This is a genomic window from Rhizobium sp. LjRoot30 (assembly GCF_964253915.1).
In the GTDB taxonomy this organism is placed as follows: Bacteria; Pseudomonadota; Alphaproteobacteria; order Rhizobiales; family Rhizobiaceae; genus Metarhizobium.
This window is the reverse complement of the sequence record NZ_CAXUSG020000007.1, coordinates 82,357-103,874: the sequence shown is the minus strand read 5'-3', so window position 1 is coordinate 103,874 and position 21,518 is coordinate 82,357. Positions and strand designations below refer to the sequence as shown.

Annotated in this window: 18 protein-coding genes; 13 read left to right on the top strand and 5 right to left on the bottom strand. The window is 62.0% G+C overall.

What is annotated here, in order from left to right; genetic code table 11:
• Positions 1–25 precede the first annotated feature (25 nt).
• Entirely contained in the window at positions 26–1,057 is a 1,032-nt protein-coding gene (locus ACSQ3I_RS15640; protein WP_436000405.1) for a LacI family transcriptional regulator, read from the bottom strand.
• Positions 1,058–1,503: 446 nt separating this feature from the next.
• On the opposite strand from ACSQ3I_RS15640, the gene ACSQ3I_RS15635 reads away from it, so the two are divergent.
• The 10 genes from ACSQ3I_RS15635 (at position 1,504) to ACSQ3I_RS15590 (ending at position 13,970) form a co-directional block, all read left to right on the top strand.
• A complete protein-coding gene (locus tag ACSQ3I_RS15635) occupies positions 1,504–2,739 on the top strand; it encodes an ABC transporter substrate-binding protein (RefSeq protein WP_436000403.1) in 1,236 nt (411 codons plus the stop codon).
• Between the two features lie 194 nt (positions 2,740–2,933).
• On the top strand, positions 2,934–3,839 hold the full coding sequence (locus ACSQ3I_RS15630; protein ID WP_436000402.1) for a carbohydrate ABC transporter permease: 906 nt from the start codon (positions 2,934–2,936) through the stop codon (positions 3,837–3,839).
• Entirely contained in the window at positions 3,832–4,773 is a 942-nt protein-coding gene (locus tag ACSQ3I_RS15625; protein WP_436000400.1) for a carbohydrate ABC transporter permease, read from the top strand. The genes ACSQ3I_RS15630 and ACSQ3I_RS15625 overlap by 8 nt, the downstream gene beginning before the upstream one ends.
• Positions 4,774–4,777: 4 nt before the next feature.
• Positions 4,778–5,866, top strand: a complete 1,089-nt coding sequence (locus tag ACSQ3I_RS15620; protein WP_436000398.1) for an ABC transporter ATP-binding protein — start codon at positions 4,778–4,780, stop codon at positions 5,864–5,866.
• A gap of 206 nt (positions 5,867–6,072) precedes the next feature.
• Complete coding sequence (locus tag ACSQ3I_RS15615) at positions 6,073–8,526, top strand: beta-mannosidase (RefSeq protein ID WP_436000396.1); 2,454 nt, start codon at positions 6,073–6,075, stop codon at positions 8,524–8,526.
• A gap of 126 nt (positions 8,527–8,652) precedes the next feature.
• Positions 8,653–9,414, top strand: a complete 762-nt coding sequence (locus ACSQ3I_RS15610; RefSeq protein ID WP_436000394.1) for a sugar phosphate isomerase/epimerase family protein — start codon at positions 8,653–8,655, stop codon at positions 9,412–9,414.
• 12 nt (positions 9,415–9,426) lie between these two features.
• Positions 9,427–10,560, top strand: a complete 1,134-nt coding sequence (locus ACSQ3I_RS15605) for a Gfo/Idh/MocA family protein (protein ID WP_436000392.1) — start codon at positions 9,427–9,429, stop codon at positions 10,558–10,560.
• A gap of 65 nt (positions 10,561–10,625) precedes the next feature.
• Positions 10,626–11,657: an L-glyceraldehyde 3-phosphate reductase gene (mgrA, locus tag ACSQ3I_RS15600; protein WP_436000390.1), complete on the top strand. Its 1,032-nt coding sequence runs from the start codon at positions 10,626–10,628 to the stop codon at positions 11,655–11,657.
• Between the two features lie 250 nt (positions 11,658–11,907).
• Entirely contained in the window at positions 11,908–13,524 is a 1,617-nt protein-coding gene (locus tag ACSQ3I_RS15595) for a glycoside hydrolase family 43 protein (RefSeq protein WP_436000388.1), read from the top strand.
• Between the two features lie 125 nt (positions 13,525–13,649).
• On the top strand, positions 13,650–13,970 hold the full coding sequence (locus ACSQ3I_RS15590) for an RcnB family protein (RefSeq protein WP_436000387.1): 321 nt from the start codon (positions 13,650–13,652) through the stop codon (positions 13,968–13,970).
• A 251-nt stretch (positions 13,971–14,221) separates the two neighbouring features.
• Here ACSQ3I_RS15590 and zigA read toward each other — a convergent pair whose 3' ends face one another.
• Complete coding sequence (gene zigA, locus ACSQ3I_RS15585; RefSeq protein ID WP_436000385.1) at positions 14,222–15,424, bottom strand: zinc metallochaperone GTPase ZigA; 1,203 nt, start codon at positions 15,422–15,424, stop codon at positions 14,222–14,224.
• 205 nt (positions 15,425–15,629) lie between these two features.
• On the bottom strand, positions 15,630–16,631 hold the full coding sequence (gene znuA, locus ACSQ3I_RS15580; RefSeq protein WP_436000383.1) for a zinc ABC transporter substrate-binding protein ZnuA: 1,002 nt from the start codon (positions 16,629–16,631) through the stop codon (positions 15,630–15,632).
• Positions 16,632–16,732: 101 nt separating this feature from the next.
• On the opposite strand from znuA, the gene ACSQ3I_RS15575 reads away from it, so the two are divergent.
• Genes ACSQ3I_RS15575 through ACSQ3I_RS15565 form a run of 3 tightly spaced genes read left to right on the top strand, consistent with a single transcriptional unit; the run spans position 16,733 to position 18,898 of the window.
• Entirely contained in the window at positions 16,733–17,680 is a 948-nt protein-coding gene (locus tag ACSQ3I_RS15575) for an ATP-binding cassette domain-containing protein (protein WP_436000382.1), read from the top strand.
• Complete coding sequence (locus ACSQ3I_RS15570; protein ID WP_436000705.1) at positions 17,673–18,500, top strand: metal ABC transporter permease; 828 nt, start codon at positions 17,673–17,675, stop codon at positions 18,498–18,500. Before ACSQ3I_RS15575 ends, ACSQ3I_RS15570 begins: the two co-directional genes overlap by 8 nt.
• Positions 18,500–18,898 (top strand): Fur family transcriptional regulator, encoded by a 399-nt coding sequence (locus ACSQ3I_RS15565; RefSeq protein ID WP_436000380.1) that lies wholly within the window; start codon positions 18,500–18,502, stop codon positions 18,896–18,898. Before ACSQ3I_RS15570 ends, ACSQ3I_RS15565 begins: the two co-directional genes overlap by 1 nt.
• Before the next feature lie 19 nt (positions 18,899–18,917).
• Here the strand turns inward: ACSQ3I_RS15565 and ACSQ3I_RS15560 are convergent, their stop codons facing one another.
• Entirely contained in the window at positions 18,918–20,825 is a 1,908-nt protein-coding gene (locus ACSQ3I_RS15560) for a caspase family protein (protein ID WP_436000378.1), read from the bottom strand.
• Positions 20,826–20,973: 148 nt separating this feature from the next.
• The gene (locus ACSQ3I_RS15555; protein WP_436000376.1) at positions 20,974–21,516 is read right to left on the bottom strand and encodes a gamma carbonic anhydrase family protein; all 543 of its coding nucleotides are present in this window, start codon (positions 21,514–21,516) and stop codon (positions 20,974–20,976) included.
• Positions 21,517–21,518: the final 2 nt, after the last annotated feature.

Genomic DNA, 21,518 nt, shown 5'->3' with positions numbered 1-21,518 from the left:
CCGTCGGCTTAACCGGCGGGCTTTTTCAATTCTGCGGCCAGGCCGGGGCGCTGATGCTCTGCAGATCTTCCGCCGGGACACCGTCGATGCGGGCGATGACCGCCTTGGCAAGTTCTCGTCCGGCGAGACGCACATCCTCGTAGATGGTGATGATCTCGGGGCGGATCCAGTTGAGGATGTTGGAGGATTGTTTGGCGACCATGTCGACATCCACGCCCAGCCGCTTCCCGGCAGCCTCGATGCCGGCATTGACGGCGATGGCGCCGCTGCCGGCCGAGCAGACGATGCCGTCTGGCGCATTGGGTGAGCGCATCAGCGCTTCCACGGCATCGCGGATTTCCGGCAGCGGCGTGTCGATGGTGACGCGCAGCGGCACTTCTTCGGCGCCGTAATCGTGCAGGCCTGTCTGGAAGCCGATGCGTGTGTGTGTGTAGAAGGATAGCTTGCTCGGCGGCTGCAGCAGCGCAATCCGCCGCCGTCCGCGCGCCACAAGGCTCTTGACGGCCTGGTGACCGAACGCCTCGTTGTCGAAATCGTGGAACGGATGGGCGAGGCCCATGTCGGTGCGGCCATGGGTGGCAAACGGCATATTGCGTTCCGACATCAGCCGTACCCGGGCGTCGTCCGGCTCGATGCGCGAGATGATGACGCCATCGGCCGAGCCGGTGTCGAGAATGTAGCGTACCGGCACCATCGGGTCTCGGCTCTGCGAATGCGGCGTTACCACCAGGTGGTACTGGGTGCTGTTGAGCACTTCGGAAATACCGAAGACCATCTGGCTGGTAAAGCCCATGATCTCCTCGTCGATGCTCAACACCAGCGCAATGACGTTTGTCTTGCCGGTACGCAGGCGCACACCGGCGCGATTCGGCTGGTAACCGAGCTGGCGGGCAACCATGCGCACCCGCTCCTTGGTTTCCGAGCCGATGTCGGGCGCATCCTTCAGCGCACGCGAAACGGTGGTCACGCCCAGGCCCGTCATGAAGGCAATCGTCTTCAGTGTCGGGCGTTCCGGTGCCGATCCTGTCTTCGCGTCCAGTTTATCCCTGCTGTCCATCCCGCACTGCCGTCCTTCGTCCTCCGTTCCTTATCTTGGCTTTCCTGGTGTCGCAAGCGCAGCCATATAAGCAACGGTCCTCCCTCTTCTGAAAAATCTGTAACGATACAGTTTGTTTGTCGAGCGGTTTTTCGTTTCGCTGACGCGATTACATCTGGGAATTGTCCCCAAGCCCCTTGTTGATAATTTTTTGCGCTTGCGAATGAGGATGATCGGGAAATCATTGGTAAAAAGTGGAAAAATATCTAAATACAACGATATAAATTGCCTTTGCAGTGCGGCATCGGCGATTTCTCCGGGTTGGAGCATCGCAGCAATAACGTTCTCACCCTAAACTCCAGGTAGAGTTTTGGGGTGAAGAAAAAATTTAACGTGCGCCCCTGTTGCGTCATTAAATCGATTGATCTAAGTTTTTACGGCAACGTTTCAGTGAGGGAGGAAAACTCATGAATATTCGTTTGACTGCAGCTGCGCTGGCAGCGTCCGTCGCCCTGGCAGCCGGTTCCGCTGCCGCGACCGATCTCGAAGTCACCCATTGGTGGACGTCCGGCGGCGAGGCGGCTGCCGTCGCCGAGCTGGCCAAGGCGTTCGACGCCACCGGCAACAAGTGGGTCGATGGCGCTATCGCCGGTTCGGGCGGCACCGCGCGTCCGATCATGATCAGCCGCATCACCGGCGGCGATCCGATGGGTGCCACCCAGTTCAACCACGGCCGCCAGGCGGAAGAACTTGTTCAGGCCGGCCTGATGCGCGATCTGACCGATGTCGCCACCGCGGAGAAGTGGAAAGAGATCATTCGTCCGTCGAGCCTGCTCGACAGCTGCACCATCGACGGCAAGATCTATTGCGCGCCGGTCAACATCCACTCCTGGCAGTGGCTCTGGCTCTCCAATGGCGCGTTCAAGACGGCCGGCGTCGATGTGCCGAAGAACTGGGATGAGTTTGTCGCAGCCGCGCCGGCGCTCGAAAAGGCCGGCATCGTGCCGCTCGCCGTCGGCGGTCAGCCGTGGCAGGCATCCGGTGCCTTCGACGTTCTGATGCTGGCGATCGGCGGCAAGGAAACCTTCCTCAAGGTGTTTGGCGAGAAGGATGCGGAAGCCGCTGCCGGCCCCGAGATCGCCAAGGTTTTCAAGGCGGCTGACGATGCCCGCCGCATGTCGAAGGGCACCAATGTCCAGGACTGGAACCAGGCGACCAACATGGTCATCACCGGCAAGGCCGGCGGCCAGATCATGGGCGACTGGGCGCAGGGCGAATTCCAGATGGCCGGCAAGAAGGCCGGTGAAGACTACACCTGCCTTCCGGGCCTCGGCGTGACCGAAGTGATCGCCACCGGCGGCGACGCCTTCTACTTCCCGCTGCTCAAGGACGAAGAGAAGTCCAAGGCGCAGGCAGCGCTGGCTTCGACGCTGCTCAACCCCGCCACGCAGGTCGCCTTCAACCTCAAGAAGGGCTCGCTGCCGGTGCGCGGCGACGTCGACCTGGCCGCCGCCAACGATTGCATGAAGAAGGGCCTCGACATCCTTGCCAAGGGTGAAGTGGTGCAGTGGACCGACCAGCTGCTTTCGGCCGACAGCCAGAAGCAGAAGGAAGACCTGTTCTCCGAGTTCTTCGCCAATCCGTCGATCACGCCCGAGGACGCGCAGAAGCGCTTCGTCGACATCATCGCTTCGGCGGACTGATCGTTGCTCGTGGACGGCTGCGTCACCTGACGCGGCCGTCTTTCCGGTCCCGAGGGGCCGATCCCCGTTCCGTGCGCTTGCCATCAACTGACGATGCGCCCGCCTGATCTCGTCTTGCTGCCGATGGCTGACGGACGCGCATTTTTGGCCTGACGGAACGGCACGTATCGACCGCGAATCTGGAGGAACATTTTATGACGGGTCCAGCGAGAGCCGGCCGGCCAAACCAATATTTTCGCAATCTGCCAGCCAAGATTGCCTCCGTGCCGATGATGCTCACCGCCGTGGTGATCTTTCTCGGCGGGACGATCTGGACGGTCGTCTATTCCTTCACCAATTCCAAGCTGCTGCCACGCCTGTCCTTCGTCGGTCTCGACCAGTACGAACGGTTGTGGGCGGCGCCGCGCTGGCTGATGTCGATCCAGAACCTGGCGATCTACGGCATATTCTCGCTGATCTTCAGCCTGGTGATCGGTTTCGTTCTTGCGGTCATGATGGACCAGAAGATCCGGTTCGAGAACACCTTTCGCACGATCTTCCTCTATCCCTTCGCGTTGTCTTTCATCGTTACCGGCCTTGTCTGGCAGTGGATTCTCAATCCGGAATTTGGCATCCAGTCGGTGGTGCGGGGCCTGGGATGGACGAGTTTTACCTTCGATCCGCTCTACACGCCGGAAATCGTCATCTACGGCATCCTCATCGCCGCGCTGTGGCAGGGCACCGGGCTCGTCATGTGCCTGATGCTGGCCGGCCTGCGCGGCATCGACGAGGATATCTGGAAAGCGGCGCGGGTGGACGGCATTCCGGTCTGGAAGACCTATGTCTTCGTCATCATCCCGATGATGCGCGGCGTCTTCGTCACCACGCTTGTCATCATCGCCAGCGGTATCGTCCGTGTCTACGACCTGATCGTGGCGCAGACCAGCGGCGGTCCGGGCATCTCGTCGGAAGTGCCGGCGAAATACGTCTATGACTACATGTTCCACGCCCAGAACCTGGGGCAGGGTTTTGCGGCATCGACCATGATGCTGATCACCGTCGCCATTATCATCGTTCCCTGGGCCTATCTCGAGTTCGGAGGAGGGCGCAAGCGTGCTTAACCCGGCTACATCGACAACCGTTTCCCCTGCAACGCAATCCGGCAGCCAGGCACTTGCCGGCCCTTCCGGCCGCAAGCCGCGCCGGGTGTTTTCGTCGCGCAACATCATCGTCTACGGCACGCTGTTCGTGGCCGCCGTCTATTATGCGCTGCCGCTCTACGTCATGGTGATCACCTCGCTGAAGGGCATGCCTGAGATCCGCCTCGGCAACATCTTCTCGCCGCCGGTGGAGATCATCTTCGAGCCATGGGTCAAGGCATGGTCGCAAGCCTGCACAGGCCTGAATTGCGACGGCCTGTCGCGCGGCTTCTGGAATTCCGTCAGGATCACCATACCCTCGACGATCATCTCCATCGCCGTCGCCTCGGTGAACGGTTATGCGCTCGCCAACTGGCGCTTCAAGGGTGCGGACGTGTTCTTCACCATCCTGATCGTCGGTGCCTTCATTCCCTACCAGGTGATGATCTATCCGATCGTCATCGTGCTGCGCGAAATGGGCATCTACGGCACGCTGACCGGCCTCGTTATGGTTCACACCATCTTCGGCATGCCGATCCTGACACTCTTGTTCCGCAACTATTTCGCCGGTCTGCCGGAGGAATTGTTCAAGGCGGCGCGCATCGATGGGGCGGGGTTCTGGGCGATCTACTTCAAGATCATGCTGCCGATGGCGCTGCCGATCTTCGTCGTCGCCATGATCCTGCAGATCACCGGCATCTGGAACGACTTCCTGTTCGGCGTCGTCTTCACCCGGCCGGAATATTACCCGATGACCGTTCAGCTCAACAACATCGTCAATTCGGTGCAGGGCGTGAAGGAATACAACGTCAACATGGCGGCCACCATCCTCACCGGCGCCGTGCCTCTCATCGTCTATTTCGTCTCCGGACGGCTGTTCGTCCGCGGCATCGCCGCCGGCGCAGTGAAGGGTTGATCTCATGACCGACAACAACAGCGTTTCCATCAAAGACCTGTCTTTGAACTTCGGCTCGGTCAACGTGCTGCAGACCCTCAACCTCGACATCAAGGACGGCGAGTTCCTGGTGCTGCTCGGCTCGTCCGGCTGCGGCAAGTCGACCCTGCTCAACTGCATCGCCGGCCTGCTCGATATCAGCGAGGGGCAGATCTTCATCAAGGGCAAGAACGTCACCTGGGAGGAGCCGAAGGATCGTGGCATCGGCATGGTGTTCCAGTCCTACGCGCTTTATCCGCAGATGTCGGTGGAGAAGAACCTGTCCTTCGGCCTCAAGGTCGCCAAGGTGCCCCAGGCTGAGATCGACAAGCGTGTCGCCCGCGCCTCCGAGATCCTGCAGATCCAACCGCTTCTGAAGCGTAAGCCGGCGGAACTGTCCGGCGGTCAGCGCCAGCGCGTTGCTATCGGCCGGGCGCTGGTGCGGGATGTGGATGTCTTCCTCTTCGACGAGCCCTTGTCGAACCTCGATGCCAAGCTGCGTTCGGAACTGCGCGTCGAGATCAAGCGGCTGCACCAGTCGCTGAAGAACACCATGATCTACGTCACCCACGACCAGATCGAGGCCATGACGCTGGCCGACCGCATCGCCATCATGAAGAGCGGTATCATCCAGCAGCTCGACGATCCGACGACGATCTACAATGCCCCGCGCAACCTCTTCGTCGCCGGCTTCATCGGCTCCCCCTCGATGAATTTTTTGCGCGGCGAGTTGACGGAGGTCGATGGCCGGCCGGCTTTTGTGCTCAACGGCGTGACCTTCCCGCTCGACGATTATGTCTCCGGCGAGAGCCTGAAGCCCGGCCGCAAGGTGGTTCTTGGCGTTCGGCCGGAACATATCAAGGTCAACGAAGGCACGGGCGATGTCCACGAGGCGACTGTCGATATCGAGGAGCCGATGGGTGCCGACAACCTGCTCTGGCTGAAACTTGCCGGCCAGACCATTTCGGTGCGCATCAACGGTTCGCGGCGTTTCCGCCCGGGCACGCCGGTCAAGCTTGGCTTCGACATGTCGCTCGCCTCGCTCTTCGATGCCGGGACGGAGTTGCGGATCTGAGGGGGGCGGGTTTGCCCGTCACCCTAACCCTCTCCCCGCAGGCGGGGAGAGGGTTAGGCATACCCACGGTTCTTATTTGAGGAGAACGGTGCGGCACATCTCCTTCTCCCCGCAAGCGGGGAGAAGGTGCCGGCAGGCGGAGGAGGGGCCACATCCTCTCCCATGCTTGCGGCGGACCATGACAACACACCATTCGAGACCCTCCTATGACGCAGCAGACCGCCCCATCCATCTTCGACCTCGCCGGCTTCTGGCAGCTCGCCAGCGCCGACGGCAGCCACAGCCTGCCGATGCCGGTTCCCGGCGACGTCCATAGCGCCCTGCTGGCCGCCGGCCGGATCGCCGATCCTTATGTCGGCCGCAATGAGGTGGAGGTGCAGTGGGTGGCGCACAAGGACTGGGTCCTCGAGCGCCACTTCTCCCTCGATGATATCGCTGGCCACTGGTATCTCGATATCGATTATCTCGACACCATCGCCACGGTCGAGGTGAACGACACCGTGGTGCTCAAGGCGGACAATTGTTTCCGCCGCTGGCGCCCGGATGTCTCGAAGGCGTTGCGATCAGGCGAAAACACCATTCGCATCACCATCCATTCCTCGATTGCCGCCGGCGCCGAACTGCAGGCGCAGCAGCCTTTTTATGTGCCTTACCACCCCGGAAATTCGCCGATCGCCAACGGCAACATGCTGCGCAAGCCGCAATGCCATTTCGGCTGGGACTGGAACATTGCCATCGCTCCGCTCGGCCTCTACGGCACGATCGCGTTGAAGCGACTGGAGACGGCGCGCATCGAACATGTCGTCACCCGCCAAATCCATCACGAAGATGGCAGCGTCGACTTGCATGTGAAGCTGATGCTGCATGCCGAGCAGCCTGGTGTCCTGCCCGTCCATTTCAGCTTCGATGGCGAGCGGGTGCGGCTCGATTGTGGCGTGCGGTCAGGCGAGACCGTCATCCATCATGTCTTCCACGTGGCCGAGCCCCGTCTCTGGTGGCCGGCGGGCAGCGGTGCGCAGGCACTTTATACGCTGGATGTGGAAATCCCCACCGAACAGGTCACCCGCCAGATCGGCCTGCGCACCATCGAATTGTTGACGACGCCCGATGAAGCCGGCAGCCGTTTCGCCTTCCGGGTCAACGGCCGCGAAATCTTTTGCCGCGGTGCCAACTGGATTCCCGCCGATGCGCTGTTTTCTCGCACCAGCCCGGTCAAGACCGAGGCGCTGCTGCAGGCCGCCGCCGATGCGCACATGAACATGATCCGCGTCTGGGGCGGCGGCTTTTACGAACACGATTGGTTCTACGATATTTGCGACCGGCTGGGCCTGATGGTCTGGCAGGATTTCATGTTCGCCTGCAACCTCTATCCCTGCACCGACGAATTCCTGGAAAACGTTGCGGCGGAAGTCGATTACCAGGTCAATCGGCTGTCGAGCCATCCGTCGATCGCACTCTGGTGCGGCGACAACGAGCTTGTCGGTGCGCTCACCTGGTTCGATGTCTCGCGCAACAACCGCGACCGCTATCTCGTGGCCTACGACCGGCTCAATCGTCTGGTCGAGCAGCGCATGAAGAAGGCGGCGCCGGATGCCCTGTGGTGGCCGTCCAGTCCGGCTTCGGGTTATCTCGACTACGGCGATGCCTGGCATGCCGACGGTTCGGGCGACATGCACTACTGGTCCGTCTGGCACGAAAACAAATCCTTCGACGAGTATCGCAGCGTGCGGCCGCGCTTCTGCTCGGAATTCGGTTTCCAGTCCTACACCTCGCTGCCGGTCATTCGTGGCTTTGCGGCCGAGAAGGACATGAACATCGCCTCTCCGGTGATCGAGTTGCACCAGAAGAATGCCGGCGGCAACGAGCGTATCGCCGGCACGATGTTCCGCTACTTCCGCTTTCCGACGAATTTCGCCAATTTCGTCTATCTGAGCCAGGTGCAGCAGGCCCTGGCGATCAAGACGGCGGTGGATTTCTGGCGGTCGCTGAAGCCGCATTGCATGGGCACGCTTTACTGGCAGCTCAACGACACCTGGCCCGTCGCTTCCTGGGCCAGCCTCGATCACGGCGGCAGCTGGAAGGTGCTGCACTATATCGCCCGCCGCTTTTTCCAGCCGGTCACAGTGGTGGCCATTCCGGATACCAAGCGCAATCTCATCCGCTTTTCCATCGTCAACGATACGGCCGAACCGGTCGATGTCGACGTGAACCTGTTCCTGCTGAGCCTCTCGGGTGAACGCACTCCGCTGCGGTCGGCAAGTTGCGTCGGCAGCCCGGACCACGCCACGACGTTTGCGACGATCGATGCAGCGGAGATTCCGCCGCAGGCGCTGCTGGCGTGGAGTTTTACCGCCTCGAACGGCATGGCCGGCGAAGGGCACCATGTCGGCGGTACCTACAAGGCGCTCGACCTCGAACCGTCCAGTCTGGCGCTTGCCGCCAAGCCGCTGGCCGATGGCACGGTGGAGATCACCGTCAAGGCGGCCGGGCTTGCCCTGTTTGTCATGCTCGAAAGCGAGACGCCGGGCCGCTATTCCGACAACGCTTTCGATCTTGCGTCAGGCGAATCCCGGCGGATCGTCTTCACCCCCGCTTCGCCGTCCGGCGAAGGCGAGGTGCCGCAGTTCCGCGTCTATGACCTGCATTCGTGCCAGGCCTAGAAAACCCCTTGCCGCACTCTTCGGTGCGGCCCGGCCGGAGAGGGCTCCGGCACCATTGACAAGGCAACGCGCCTCCCAAGCGCCACGCCACAAACAGGCCGAAGGGCCGATAGGAGGAAACCCGATATGACCAAGCTCAGCTTCCAGCTTTACAGCGCCCGCAACTACCCGCCGCTTTCCGACGTGTTTGCGACGCTCGCCAGGGCCGGTTACACCGAAGTCGAAGGTTTCGGCGGTATTTACAGCGAACTCGACCAGACGGCACTGGATGCGCTCAAGGCCGATCTCGACCGCAACGGCCTGACCATGCCCACCGGCCATTTCGGCCTCGACCTGCTCGAACAGGATCCAGGCAAGGCGCTCGGCATCGCCCGGACGCTCGGCATGGAATCCGTCTATTGCCCCTATATCGTTCCCGAGCTGCGTCCCTCCGGTATCCAGGGCTGGTTCGATTTTGGCGCACGGCTGCAGAAGGCTGGCCAGCCGTTTATCGATGCCGGCTTCGATTTCGGCTGGCACAATCACGATTTCGAGTTTTTTGCCCTGGAAGACGGCTCGATGCCGCTAGACCAGATTTTTGCCGGCGGCCCCAGCCTCAGCTGGGAAGCAGACATTGCATGGGTTATTCGCGGCGGCGCCGATCCCTTCATGTGGATCGAGAAATACGGTCCGCGCATCACCTCGGTGCACGTCAAGGACATCGCGCCGGCCGGCGAGAAGACCGATGAGGACGGCTGGGCCGATGTCGGCCACGGCACCGTTGGCTGGGACAAGCTGGTGCCGCTGCTGCGCAGCACGCCCGCCCGCCATTTCATCGTCGAACACGACAATCCGAACGATCTCGACCGGCTTGCCACCCGCTCGATCACTTCCTTCAAGACCTACTGAACGGACTTTCCCATGACCAAGGAACTTGGCGTCGGCATCATCGGATGCGGCAACATTTCAACCACTTATTTTTCGCTCGCGCCGCTGTTTCGCGGCATCGAGGTGCGCGCCTGCGCCGACATCAATGTCGCCGCGGCCCAGGCCCGCGCCGAGGAATTCAACGTCAAGGCGCAGACGATCGACGAACTTCTCGCCAATGACGAGATCGACGTCGTCGTCAACCTGACGATCCCGGATGCGCATTATTCCGTCTCGAAGCGCATTCTGGAGGCCGGCAAGCACGTCTATTCCGAAAAACCGCTGGTGCTGACCCTGGAACAGGGCGAGGAACTGCGTCGCATCGCGCAGGAAAAGAACCTCTCCGTCGGCTGCGCGCCGGATACTTTCCTCGGCGGCGCGCACCAGCTCGCCCGCAAATATGTTGATGAGGGCGGCATCGGCCGCATCACGTCGGGCGCCTGCTACGTCATGGGGCCGGGCATGGAAAGCTGGCATCCCAACCCGGATTTCTTCTTCCTGCCGGGCGGCGGTCCGATCCTCGATATGGGGCCGTATTACATTGCCAACCTCATCAACCTCATCGGCCCGGTGAAACGCGTCGGCGCCATGACGTCGATGGCCAACACCACCCGCACCATCACCAGCAAGCCGCGCACGGGCGAAATAATCGAGGTGAAGACGCCGACGACGATCCAGGCGCTGCTCGAATTCGTCAGCGGCGCGACGGTGACGCTGTCGGCAAGCTGGGATGTCTGGTCGCACCGCCATGCGAACATGGAACTCTACGGCACGGAAGGTTCGCTTTATGTGCCCGATCCGAATTTCTTCGGCGGTACCGTCGAAGTCAGCGGTCGTAACAAGGAGATCAAGGCGCTGGAGGCCTGGGAGCATCCGTTCTCGGTGGAAAACCAGCAGCATCCGCAGGGCATGATGGCCAACTACCGCACGGCCGGCCTGGCCGATATGGCCGTGGCGCTGATCGAGGGCCGTGACGCGCGCTGCTCGCTGGAGCGCACGCTGCATGGTGTCGACGTCATGACCTCGATCCTCAAGTCCGGCGAGGAGCGCCGCTTCGTCGATCTGACCACGACCTGCACCCAGCCGGCCGCGCTCGGCATCGAAGAAGCAAAGGCACTCTTGCGGTAATCGATCGAGGGTCTATTGTCCGCGCGGGCTGTTTGGCCCGCGCGCTTTTCTCAAAGGAATATATCATGGCCTGGACACCGGCGACGGACCGCTATTCGAAGATGAAATACAATCGCACCGGTCGGTCGGGGCTGAAATTGCCGGCGATCTCGCTGGGGCTCTGGCACAATTTCGGCGACGACACGCCGCATGAGCGCAAGCTCGACATGTGCCGCACCGCCTTCGATCTCGGCATCACCCATTTCGACCTGGCCAACAATTACGGCCCGCCGGGCGGTACCGCCGAAACCGCCTTCGGCGACATCCTCCGCACGGAGTTTTCGGGCCTGCGAGACGAACTGATCGTGTCGTCCAAGGCCGGTTACGACATGTGGCCGGGTCCCTACGGCGAATGGGGCAGCCGCAAATATCTGATCGCCTCCTGCGACCAGAGCCTGAAGCGTCTGGGGCTGGATTACGTCGATATCTTCTATTCCCATCGTTTCGATCCGGATACGCCTCTGGAAGAGACATGCGGCGCGCTCGACCATATCGTCCGTTCTGGCCGGGCGCTGTATGTTGGCATCTCCTCCTACAATTCGCAGCGCACCCGCGAGGCGGCGGCGATCCTGAAGGCTTTGGGCACGCCCTGCATCATCCACCAGCCGAGCTATTCGATGCTCAATCGCTGGGTCGAGGACGACGGTCTGCTCGATACGCTCGACGAGGTCGGCATGGGTTCGATCGTTTTCTCGCCGCTGGCACAGGGCATGCTGACGACGAAATATCTCGGCGGCATTCCGGATGACAGCCGCGCGGCCCAGAACCATTTCCTCAAACGCGATTTCATCCGCCCGTCGATCATCGACAACATCCGCAAGCTCAACGAGATCGCCGAACGCCGCGGCCAGACCCTGGCGCAGCTCGCCATCGCCTGGGTCTTGCGTGGTGGCCGGGTGACATCGGCGCTGATCGGCGCCAGCCGCGCCTCGCAGATCGTCGATTGCGTCAAGGCTCTGGACAATGCCGAGTTCACCGCCGAGGAGCTGAAGGAAATCGATCTCTACGCCCGCGAGGCCGATATCAACCTCTGGACCAAGTCGGCCGAGCTGGAGTGAGGTCGCCTTTTTCCCTTCTCCCCGGCGGGGAGAAGGTGGCCCGAAGGGTCGGATGAGGGGGCGCGACACGGCAGGACTTTCGCTCGTGGCACCCCCTCATCCCGCTGCCGCGACCTTCTCCCCGAGGGGAGAAGGGACCGGTGGCACCCTCTCATTCCAAATGCGATAGTCCTGCTGCCCACGGGGAAAAGGCTGGAGTGAGGGTCCGCCGCCGCGCCGAAGTCGGCAAAGATACATCTGGGAGGAAACCATGATCCGCAACCCCATCCTGCCGGGCTTCAATCCCGATCCGTCGATCTGCCGTGTCGGCGAGGACTATTACATCGCCACCTCGACCTTCGAATGGTATCCGGGCGTGCAGATCCATCACTCCCGCGACCTCGTCAACTGGACGCTGGTGCGTCGGCCGCTGGAGCGCAAAGCGCAGCTCGACATGCGCGGCAATCCCGACAGCTGCGGCGTCTGGGCGCCATGCCTGTCTTACGCCGACGGTCAGTTCTGGCTCGTCTATACCGACGTCAAACGGTTCGACGGCAGTTTTAAGGACGCGCACAATTACATCGTCACCGCATCGACGATCGAAAGTGAGTGGTCCGATCCCGTCTACGTCAATTCCTCCGGTTTCGATCCGTCGCTGTTTCACGACAAGGACGGCCAGAAATGGTTCGTCAACATGCAATGGAACCACCGCGACGAAGTGCATAGCGGCGCGGCACATACCGCCTTCGACGGCATCCTGCTGCAGGAATGGGACCCCGCGACGAAGGCACTGAAAGGTCCGATCACCAACATCTTCGCCGGCACTGCGCTCGGTCTCGTCGAAGCCCCGCATCTCTTTCGCAAGAGCGGTTGGTATTACCTGACGACGGCCGAGGGAGGCACCGGCTACGACCACGCCGTCACCATGGCCCGGTCGCGGGAAATCGCCGGTCCCTACGAGCTGCATCCCGACCGCTACCTGATCACCGCCAAGGATAACCCAGAGGCGCCGCTGCAGCGCGCCGGGCATGGCCAATATGTCGAGACGCCCGACGGTACGCCCTACCATACCCATTTGACCGGCCGGCCGCTGCCGCCGCATCGCCGCTGCACGCTGGGGCGCGAGACCGCCATCCAGACATGCGAATGGAAGGAAGATGGCTGGCTCTATCTGGCGCAAGGCGGCGTGGTCCCTTCGGTGGACGTGCCGGCGCCGACGGCAGTCGAGCCGCTGCTCAAACCGCGGCGCAGCGAATACAGTTTCGACGGTGATGCCTTGCCGCTCGATTTCCAGTGGCTGCGCACGCCGGGCTGGCAGCGGCTGTTCAGCCTGGGCGCACGCCCCGGCCACCTGCGCCTGTTCGGGCGGGAAAGCATTGGATCGTGGTTCGAGCAGGCGCTGGTCGCCCGCCGGCAGGAACATCATGATTTTCGCGCCGAAACGGTCATGGAGTTCCAGCCGGACACCTATCAGCAGGTCGCCGGGCTGACGCACTACTACAACCGCTATAAATTCCACGCCGTCGCCGTGACGCTGCACGAAAAGCTCGGCCGCTGCGTGACGATCCTGTCGTGCAACGGCGATTATCCCGGCGGGCGCCTGACTTTCCCGGCCGGAAGCGGCGTGGCTATTCCGGTCGAAGGCCGCGTGCAGCTGTCCATGGAGGTGCGGGGCAACGACCTGCAGTTCTTCTGGCAGGTGGAAGGTATGGGGGCCTGGCAGCCGCTCGGCCCGGTTCTCGATGCCGGCGTCATTTCCGACGAGGGCGGTCGCGGCGAGCACGGTTCGTTTACCGGTGCCTTTGCCGGCATGTTTGCCTTCGACACGTCCGGGCGTGGAAAAGCGGCGGATTTCGACTGGTTTTGCTATGATAACCTTAGTATTTGAGTGAATTCTAATTTTTAAGATATTCTTGCAAGGCTAGGTAAACGTTACGAAATTTTAATTTCCATCTTCATATACGGTTCATTTTCCGGGACGTAGTTTCGGGGTGTCAACAAAGGAGAACCCCGATGAAAAAGCTCTTTGCCGTCCTGCTTGCCGCATCGTTCCTGGCCGCGCCGATGGCGGCTTCCGCCGATCAGCACAAGCCCGGCCGTCATGTGACGATCGAAAAGACGGTCACCAAGAAAAAGATCGTCGAACGGAATCGCTGGGCCAAGGGCAACAAGCTGAGCCGTGCAGAGCGGCGCCAGACCGTCAACTCGCGCGACTTCCGCCGCTACAAGCTGCGCGAACCGCACCGTGGCGAACAGTGGGTCAGGGTCGATAACAACTTCCTGCTGGTCAGCGCTGCGACCGGCCTGATCCTCAGTATTGCCACTGCGCGTTAAACACATGTTTCATGAGGGCGGCATCATCCGCCCTCAAACCCTTGCCGCGCATGGTGGCAGTCATGCCGGGTCTTCCGGATAGCTGTTGTTCGCGGGAGTGCGAAGGTCTCCCCCAGAATTCTGACGCGAAGTGGGTAGGGTCGGCTGCGCGTGCGGCCTTTTCTCGCACGCGCAGCCTTCGCCGTGCCCGCCGTCATGCGCGGCGGCGGGCAGACAGGAAAAGCTGCTGCCGGTCGTTTCCGCAGCAGGTTTCATGCGGCGCGCCGGTTCCAGCTTGCGAAGGGATCCGGCAGGTTTTGCCACAGGTCGGGAGCGAAACGATCCGTCCCGACCAGACATGCATCGAGATCGGCGCGGATGTGTTGCTCATCCATCGGATCGGCGCCGATGAAGACGATTTCCTGGCGCCGGTCGCCCCAGACCGGATCCAGATAGGGACCGATCGCCCGCAAAAAACCCGGATCGTCGGGCCATTGCTCCTGCGGCACGGAGGCCCACCACAAGCCCATCCGCCCTGTGCGCACCAGCGCGCCCGCCTGGCTGATCTCGCCGACGTGATGCGGTCGGGTGGCGAGCCAGAAAAAGCCCTTGGCGCGGATGACGCCCGGCCAGCTCCTATCGAGAAAATTCTGGAATTTCATCGGGTCGAACGGTTTTCGCGCACGATAGACGAAGGAGCGGATGCCGTACTCTTCCGTTTCCGGCACGTGGTCGCGAAAGCCGTGCAGTTCCTTGTACCAGAGCGGATGGGTTTCCGCCTTGAGGCTGTCGAAGCGGCCGGTGCCGAGCACCTCCTTCAAATCCACTTGGCCGAAATCGGCTTCGATCAGCCGTGCATCCGGATTGAGGCCGGTGATGATTTTCCGCGCGGCGTCGCGCTGGTCGGCGGTGGCCGTGCCGATCTTGTTGAGGATGACCACGTCGGCGAATTCGATCTGTTCGACGAGCAGGTCGACGAGGGTGCGGTTGTCGCCGTCGCCGGCGGTTTCGCCGCGGTCGGCGAGGAAATCGGCGGAAGCGTAGTCGGCCAGCAGGTTGGCGGCATCGACCACCGTCACCATGGTATCGAGCTGCGCCACGTCGGAAAGGCTGAGACCGTCCTCGTCGCGAAAATCGAAGGTGGCGGCAACGGGCAGGGGCTCGGCGATGCCGGTGGATTCGATCAGCAGGTAGTCGAAGCGCCCTTCCTCCGCCAGACGACGGACCTCCTGCAGCAGGTCGTCGCGCAGGGTGCAGCAGATGCAGCCGTTGGTCATTTCCACCAGTTGCTCGTCGGTGCGCGACAGGTTGGCGCCGCCGTCGCGCACAAGCGCCGCATCGATGTTGACCTCGCTCATGTCGTTGACGATGACCGCCACGCGCAGGCCCGAGCGATTGGCAAGCACATGGTTGAGCAAAGTCGTCTTGCCGGCGCCGAGGAAGCCGGAGAGCACGGTCACGGGAAGTTTTTCCATCGCGGTTCCTTTATGTTATATTGTTACATTTGATGGTCTGAAAAAAGCGGACAGGTGCCCGCCTTGGACTGTCTGCAACAAGTTTTTCGTCATCCTCGGGCTTGTCCCGAGGATCTGCCTGCGGACGCTACGCAATTGACGATAGCGGATCTATCCAACGTGCTTGGATCCTCGGGACAAGCCCGAGGATGACGCAGGAAAGGTATCAGCTGGCTTCGGACAGGCAGGTCTTCAGCGACGTCGCGATGCCGCGCATCAGGTCGAAATAGAGGTCGGGGCCTTCGGTCAGGGTTGCGGCTTCGGGGTCGAGCGTGCCGGATTTGGCTGGCGTGCCCTCCGTCACCACCTTGATCAGCTTCGGCTCGAACTGCGGTTCGGCGAAGACGCAGGTGGCGCCGAGGTCGCCGACCTTCTTGTGGATCTCGGCGATGCGCTCGGCACCCGGCATGTTTTCCGGGCTGACCGTGATCGAGCCGGCTACACGCACATGATAACGATGCTCGAAATATTGATAGGCATCGTGGAAGACGATGAACGGCTTGTCCTTCACCGGAGCGACGATATCGGCAAGTTCCTTGTCCAGGGCATCGAGCTTTTCGTCGAGCGCCTTGGCATTGGCGGCATAGGTATCGGCATTGGCCGGGTCGACCTTGACCAGCGTCTTCTCGATCTCGTCGGCCATGGCCTTGGCATTCACCGGGTCGAGCCAGAGGTGCATGTCGAACTCGCCTTCCTCGTGATGATGCGCACCTGCTTCTTCGTGCGTATGTCCGTCCTCGTGGGCGTGCTCGCCTGCGTGTGCATGGCCTTCTTCGCCCTCATGTTCACCGTGGTCATGGGCCTCGAAGGCGCCGCCCTCGCGGAATTTCAGCTTGGTAAGGCCGGGCGCGTCCTCAAGCGCCACGACGGTCGCGTCGCCACCCAAGGCATCCAGCGGCTTGTCGAGGAAGGCTTCAAGGCCGTGACCGACCCAAAAGACCACATTGGCATCCTGCAGCTTTTGCGCGTTCGAGGGTTTCATGTTGTAGGTGTGCGGCGAGGCAGCGCCCTCGACGATCAGGCCGGGTTCGCCGACACCTTTCATGATCGCCGCCACCAGCGAATGGATCGGTTTGACCGAGACGATGACCTGGGGCGCTTCGGCCTTCGCCGTGCCGGCAGACAGGAGGGCGGCAGAGGCGAGCAGGAGGGCGGATGCGACTTTCATGGGTTTTGCTCCACTTGAATATCAAATGTAATGTTATTACATCAATTGCGTTATGCTATAACGTGTGTCATAGCGATGCGCAACACTGCTCCGGAAAAAATATGCTCAAGGTTTCCGTTCCTCCGGCGAACCCGCTGGTGTCCCTCCACAATGTCGGCGTTCGCCGCAACGGCCGCTGGCTGGTGCGTGGCGTCGAGTTTTCCGTCTCGCCCGGCGAGATCGTCACCCTGATCGGCCCGAACGGCTCCGGAAAGTCGACCAGCGCCAAGGCGGCGATCGGAGTGCTGAAGCCGGATGAAGGCCATGTCGACCGCAGAGCGGGGCTGAAGGTCGGCTACGTGCCGCAAAAGCTCGCCATCGACTGGACGCTGCCGCTCACCGTGCGCCGCCTGATGACGCTGACCGGCCCGTTGCCGGATCGGGAGATCGCGGCGGCGCTGGCCTCCGTCGGCATGAGCCATATGGCGGGCGCCGAGGTGCAGCACCTGTCCGGCGGCGAGTTCCAGCGGGCGCTGCTTGCCCGCGCCATCGCCCGCAAGCCGGACCTGCTGGTGCTCGACGAACCGGTGCAGGGCGTCGATTTTTCCGGCGAGATCGCCCTCTACGACCTCATCAAGTCGATCCGCAACACGGCCGGATGCGGCATCCTGCTGATCTCGCACGACCTGCATGTGGTGATGGCCGAGACCGACACGGTGATCTGCCTCAACGGCCATGTCTGTTGCCGCGGCACGCCGCAGGCCGTCAGCCAGAGCCCGGAATACCGCAAGCTTTTCGGCGCGCGGGCGTCGGAGACGCTGGCGGTCTACAGCCATCATCACGACCACACCCACCTGCCGGATGGCCGTGTCCTGCATGAGGACGGTTCGGTGACCGATCATTGCCATCCCGAAGACGGCCATCATGACCATGATCATGCTCCGGCGGGAGAAGCCGGCGACGACCATGCGCACGATCACGAACATGGACCGGATTGCGGCTGCGGCCATCACCACCGGCACCTGCATCATCACCATCATCCGGTCGGGGAGGGCGTTCCGCGTGTTTGACGATTTCTTCGTGCGCGCCATCGTCGCCGGCGTCGGCCTGGCGCTGACCACCGGCCCGCTCGGCTGCTTCATCATATGGCGGCGCATGGCCTATTTCGGCGATACAATGGCGCATTCCGCCCTGCTCGGCGTGGCGCTGTCGCTGCTGTTCGAGCTCAACCTCATCCTCAGCGTCTTCTTCGTCGCTGCCCTGGTATCGATCCTGCTGCTTCTGCTGCAGCGGCGCGGGGCGCTGTCGGCGGATGCGCTGCTCGGCATCCTGTCGCATGCGACGCTGGCCATCGGCCTGGTGATGGTCGCCTTCATGACCTGGGTGCGCATCGATCTCGTCGCTTTCCTGTTCGGCGACATCCTCGCCGTCACCACCGCGGATATCCAGCTGATCTGGGGCGGCGGGGTGCTGGTGCTGTTTGCCATCGTCTATCTCTGGCGACCGCTCCTGGCTTCGACGGTCAATCCGGAGATTGCCGAGGCGGAAGGCCTGCAGCCGGAAAAGGCACGCCTCTACTTCATGCTGCTGATGGCGCTGGTGATCGCCATCGCCATGAAGATCGTCGGCATCATGCTGATCACCTCGCTGCTGATCATTCCCGCCGCGACCGCCCGCCGCTTTTCCTCGACGCCGGAAATCATGGCGGTGCTCGCCTCGCTGATCGGCGCGCTGGCGGTGGTCGGCGGGCTGTTCGGCTCGCTGCATTACGATACGCCGTCCGGTCCCTCGATCGTCGTTGCGGCGTTGCTTCTTTTCATTCTCAGCCTCTTGCCGATCGGTCGGAAGATCGACGCCGGGGCCGAACATTCGCATGGAGGACATCACTGATGAACGCCCAGCAACTGACCAAGAACCAGGGTCTTGTCTTCGACGTGCTGTCGCGCGCCGACCAGCCGATGAGCGCCTATACGATCCTCGACAAGCTGCGCGACAATGGTTTTCGCGCCCCGCTGCAGGTGTATCGCGCGCTGGAAAAGCTGCTCGAATTCGGCATGGTGCACCGGTTGGAAAGCCTGAACGCCTTCGTCGCCTGCGCCCATCCGAACGACAATTGCTGCCGCCACGGCACCGTTGCCTTTGCGATCTGCAACAGTTGCGGCCATGTCGAGGAATTCCACGATCACGCCGTTGACGACCGACTGGATGCCTTCGTCAAGGCGAAGCGTTTCAAGGCGGAAAAGACCACCATCGAAATTCGTGGTCTTTGCTCCGCCTGCGCTGCGTGAGGCGAAGGCCTCCCTTCGGTTAATTGGCAGGCTTTCCAAAGATCGCTTCGATGGACGCGATGGTCGACCGGCCGAAGCGGCCGTCGATGGTGCCGTTATAGACGCCAGCATCCTTGAGCCGCTGCTGCAACTCCTTGCGGAACTCGACGGACCAGGCGGCGGTATTCTCCTTCATCTGTTTCAGCGCATAGTCGTGGCCGAGGCGGAGGGCATTTTCCATATGGCGCGCTGCTTCGCGGCGGTCTGCCGGCCCGACTCTTCCATTGTCCAGCAGCGCTGCGATGTTGTTGACCGCATAACCGTTGTTGTTCTCGGCGGCCTTTTGGTACCAGGACATCGCTTCCTTGTAATTCTGGGAAATGCCCTGACCTTTTTCGTAGAGTACGCCGATGTTGTTCATCGCCTGCGCATTGCCGAGGTCGGCAGCCTTGACATACCAACCCATCGCCTCAGTGTAATTGCGCTTCACGCCCTTGGCTGTTTCGTATGCATAGCCGAGATTGGTCATTGCCACGGCGTTGCCGCCGTCCGCCGCCTTGCGGTACCAGACAAGTGCCTCGCCCATATCGGCCTTTACCCCGCTGCCGCTTTCATACATGTAGCCGATCGAATTCATGGAAGCGGCATTGCCGAGATCGGCGGCCTTGCGGAACCAGATCATCGCTTCTTTCGGGTTCTTGTCGACGCCTTCACCATTGTCGTAGAGGATGCCGATATTGCGCATCGCCAATGTACTGCCCGCTTCTGCCGCTTTTTTATACTCAGCCATCGCCTCGACGTAACTGCCCGTCCTGTCGAGTGCGCGTCCATACTGGTAGAAAAAGCGTGGTTCCGTCGGAAAGGCGGCGCGTGCCGCCTTGCAGGCCTCGACCGCAGCGCGGCCATCAAGGCGGTCAAACTCCACGCCGGTGACCGTGGCCAGCTTGAACGGATCGTTTGCCACCGCCGCCAGGCGGTCGCAATCATTCTCTTCCGGCACGCGGCTCGCCGCTTCCAGCGTTGCGATTTCCTGCCGCGCCAGCGAGGCGAATGCGCAGGAGCCAAACAGTTTTACATGCTCCTCGAAGAGGGCCTTGTCCTTGCGGGTCTTGATTTCGGTCCAATGCGCCGTTGCATCGCGGCAGGGATCGACGGATACGTCCCCCTTGGTGACGGGCGCGACGGTTGCGGAAAGCGGACCGAGCATGACCGTCTCGAAAAGCGAGCCGGTCTTGAACGGCCGCTGCTTGCCTCCGGTTGCCTCGAAGACGTCCTTGGCGACGGCACGCAGCGCAGTTTCGACCTCGACGCCCGGCTCGACCAGATGGCGGACGAGGGCCGACGCATAGGGGCTGTTATCGCCCTCGCCATCCAGTGCCACGTCGCCGGGGGCGGTGGCGTAACCGACGAGCAGGTTGCTCTCCGCCGTTTCGACGCGGGCAAGGCCGCGGCTGGGGATGCCCTTGGTCGCCAGCCGCTTCATGGCGGTGAGGAACGGATTGTCGCGACAGGCATCGAGCAGCACCAGCTTCAGCGTCCTGACGCCATCCATCGCCACCAGCAGATCGTCGAGGGCGATCGCCTCATATTTCACGTCCCGGTCGGAAGCGAGCTTGACGTCGACCGGCAGCAGGTAATTGGTGCCGCCGATTTCCATGCCGTGACCTGAATAGTAGATCAGCCCGACATCGGCGCCGCGCGCCTTCTCCTCGAAGCCGGCCAGCGCTGCCGACATCGCCGAGCGCCCGACATTCGTAACGACCGTGACGTCGAAATCCGCGCCGGTCAGCATGGCGCCAATGGCGGCAATGTCGTTGGGCGGATTGCGCAGTTCGGTGGCCGGCGCCGAATAGGCGGCGTTGCCGATCAACAGCGCCACCTTGCGTTCGGCCTGCGCCGGATGGAAGCAAAGCAAGGCAAACAAGAACAAGGCGGCACGAAACAGCATCGCGAATCCCCCGGGGTCGCTGGTGGTGGTTCATTTCCTGCCGGCGGCCTCCCGCCGTCTGTTACCCCATGATGCAACAAGTCTGCCCGGTCCGGAAGGTGTATTGGCCTTCCGGACCGGCATTTTCCTTGGTCCTGTTCCCCAGGTTTCAGGCCTCGGGGCCTGCGAGCGGCCGTAGATCGCGTGCGAAACGCTGCCAATTTGCGACGTAACTCTCCGCTGACCGGCGCAGGCCCTCCACGGCCTTGTCATCGAGCGTGCGGATGGCTTTGGCCGGGGCGCCAACGATCAGCGAGTTGTCTGGAAACTCCTTGCCTTCCGTCACCAGCGCATTGGCGCCGACCAGGCAGTTGTTGCCGATCTTCGCGCCGTTCAACACCGTCGCGCCCATGCCGACCAATGAATTGTCGCCGATGCTGCAGCCGTGGATGATCGCGTGGTGGCCGATGGTGCAGCCCTTGCCGATGGTGACGGGAAAACCGGGATCGACATGGACCATCACGCCTTCCTGGATATTGGTGCCTTCGCCGATGGTGATCGGCTCGTTGTCGCCGCGCAGCACGGCGCCGAACCAGATACCGACATCGGCGCCCAGGACCACCTGGCCGATCACATGTGCATCCGGCGCGATCCAGAAACGACCGGCGCCGGGCGTCTTCGGCAGCAGGTCGGCGAGAGCGTAGAGGGGCATAA

Coding starts and splice junctions, on each gene's coding strand:
- ACSQ3I_RS15595 (WP_436000388.1), top strand. CDS start 11,908: ATGATCCGCAACCCCATCCTGCCGGGCTTCAATCCCGATCCGTCGATC.
- ACSQ3I_RS15620 (WP_436000398.1), top strand. CDS start 4,778: ATGACCGACAACAACAGCGTTTCCATCAAAGACCTGTCTTTGAACTTC.
- mgrA (WP_436000390.1), top strand. CDS start 10,626: ATGGCCTGGACACCGGCGACGGACCGCTATTCGAAGATGAAATACAAT.
- ACSQ3I_RS15630 (WP_436000402.1), top strand. CDS start 2,934: ATGACGGGTCCAGCGAGAGCCGGCCGGCCAAACCAATATTTTCGCAAT.
- ACSQ3I_RS15560 (WP_436000378.1), bottom strand. CDS start 20,825: ATGCTGTTTCGTGCCGCCTTGTTCTTGTTTGCCTTGCTTTGCTTCCAT.
- ACSQ3I_RS15640 (WP_436000405.1), bottom strand. CDS start 1,057: ATGGACAGCAGGGATAAACTGGACGCGAAGACAGGATCGGCACCGGAA.
- ACSQ3I_RS15565 (WP_436000380.1), top strand. CDS start 18,500: ATGAACGCCCAGCAACTGACCAAGAACCAGGGTCTTGTCTTCGACGTG.
- ACSQ3I_RS15590 (WP_436000387.1), top strand. CDS start 13,650: ATGAAAAAGCTCTTTGCCGTCCTGCTTGCCGCATCGTTCCTGGCCGCG.
- ACSQ3I_RS15610 (WP_436000394.1), top strand. CDS start 8,653: ATGACCAAGCTCAGCTTCCAGCTTTACAGCGCCCGCAACTACCCGCCG.
- zigA (WP_436000385.1), bottom strand. CDS start 15,424: ATGGAAAAACTTCCCGTGACCGTGCTCTCCGGCTTCCTCGGCGCCGGC.
- ACSQ3I_RS15605 (WP_436000392.1), top strand. CDS start 9,427: ATGACCAAGGAACTTGGCGTCGGCATCATCGGATGCGGCAACATTTCA.
- znuA (WP_436000383.1), bottom strand. CDS start 16,631: ATGAAAGTCGCATCCGCCCTCCTGCTCGCCTCTGCCGCCCTCCTGTCT.
- ACSQ3I_RS15635 (WP_436000403.1), top strand. CDS start 1,504: ATGAATATTCGTTTGACTGCAGCTGCGCTGGCAGCGTCCGTCGCCCTG.
- ACSQ3I_RS15615 (WP_436000396.1), top strand. CDS start 6,073: ATGACGCAGCAGACCGCCCCATCCATCTTCGACCTCGCCGGCTTCTGG.
- ACSQ3I_RS15575 (WP_436000382.1), top strand. CDS start 16,733: ATGCTCAAGGTTTCCGTTCCTCCGGCGAACCCGCTGGTGTCCCTCCAC.
- ACSQ3I_RS15555 (WP_436000376.1), bottom strand. CDS start 21,516: ATGCCCCTCTACGCTCTCGCCGACCTGCTGCCGAAGACGCCCGGCGCC.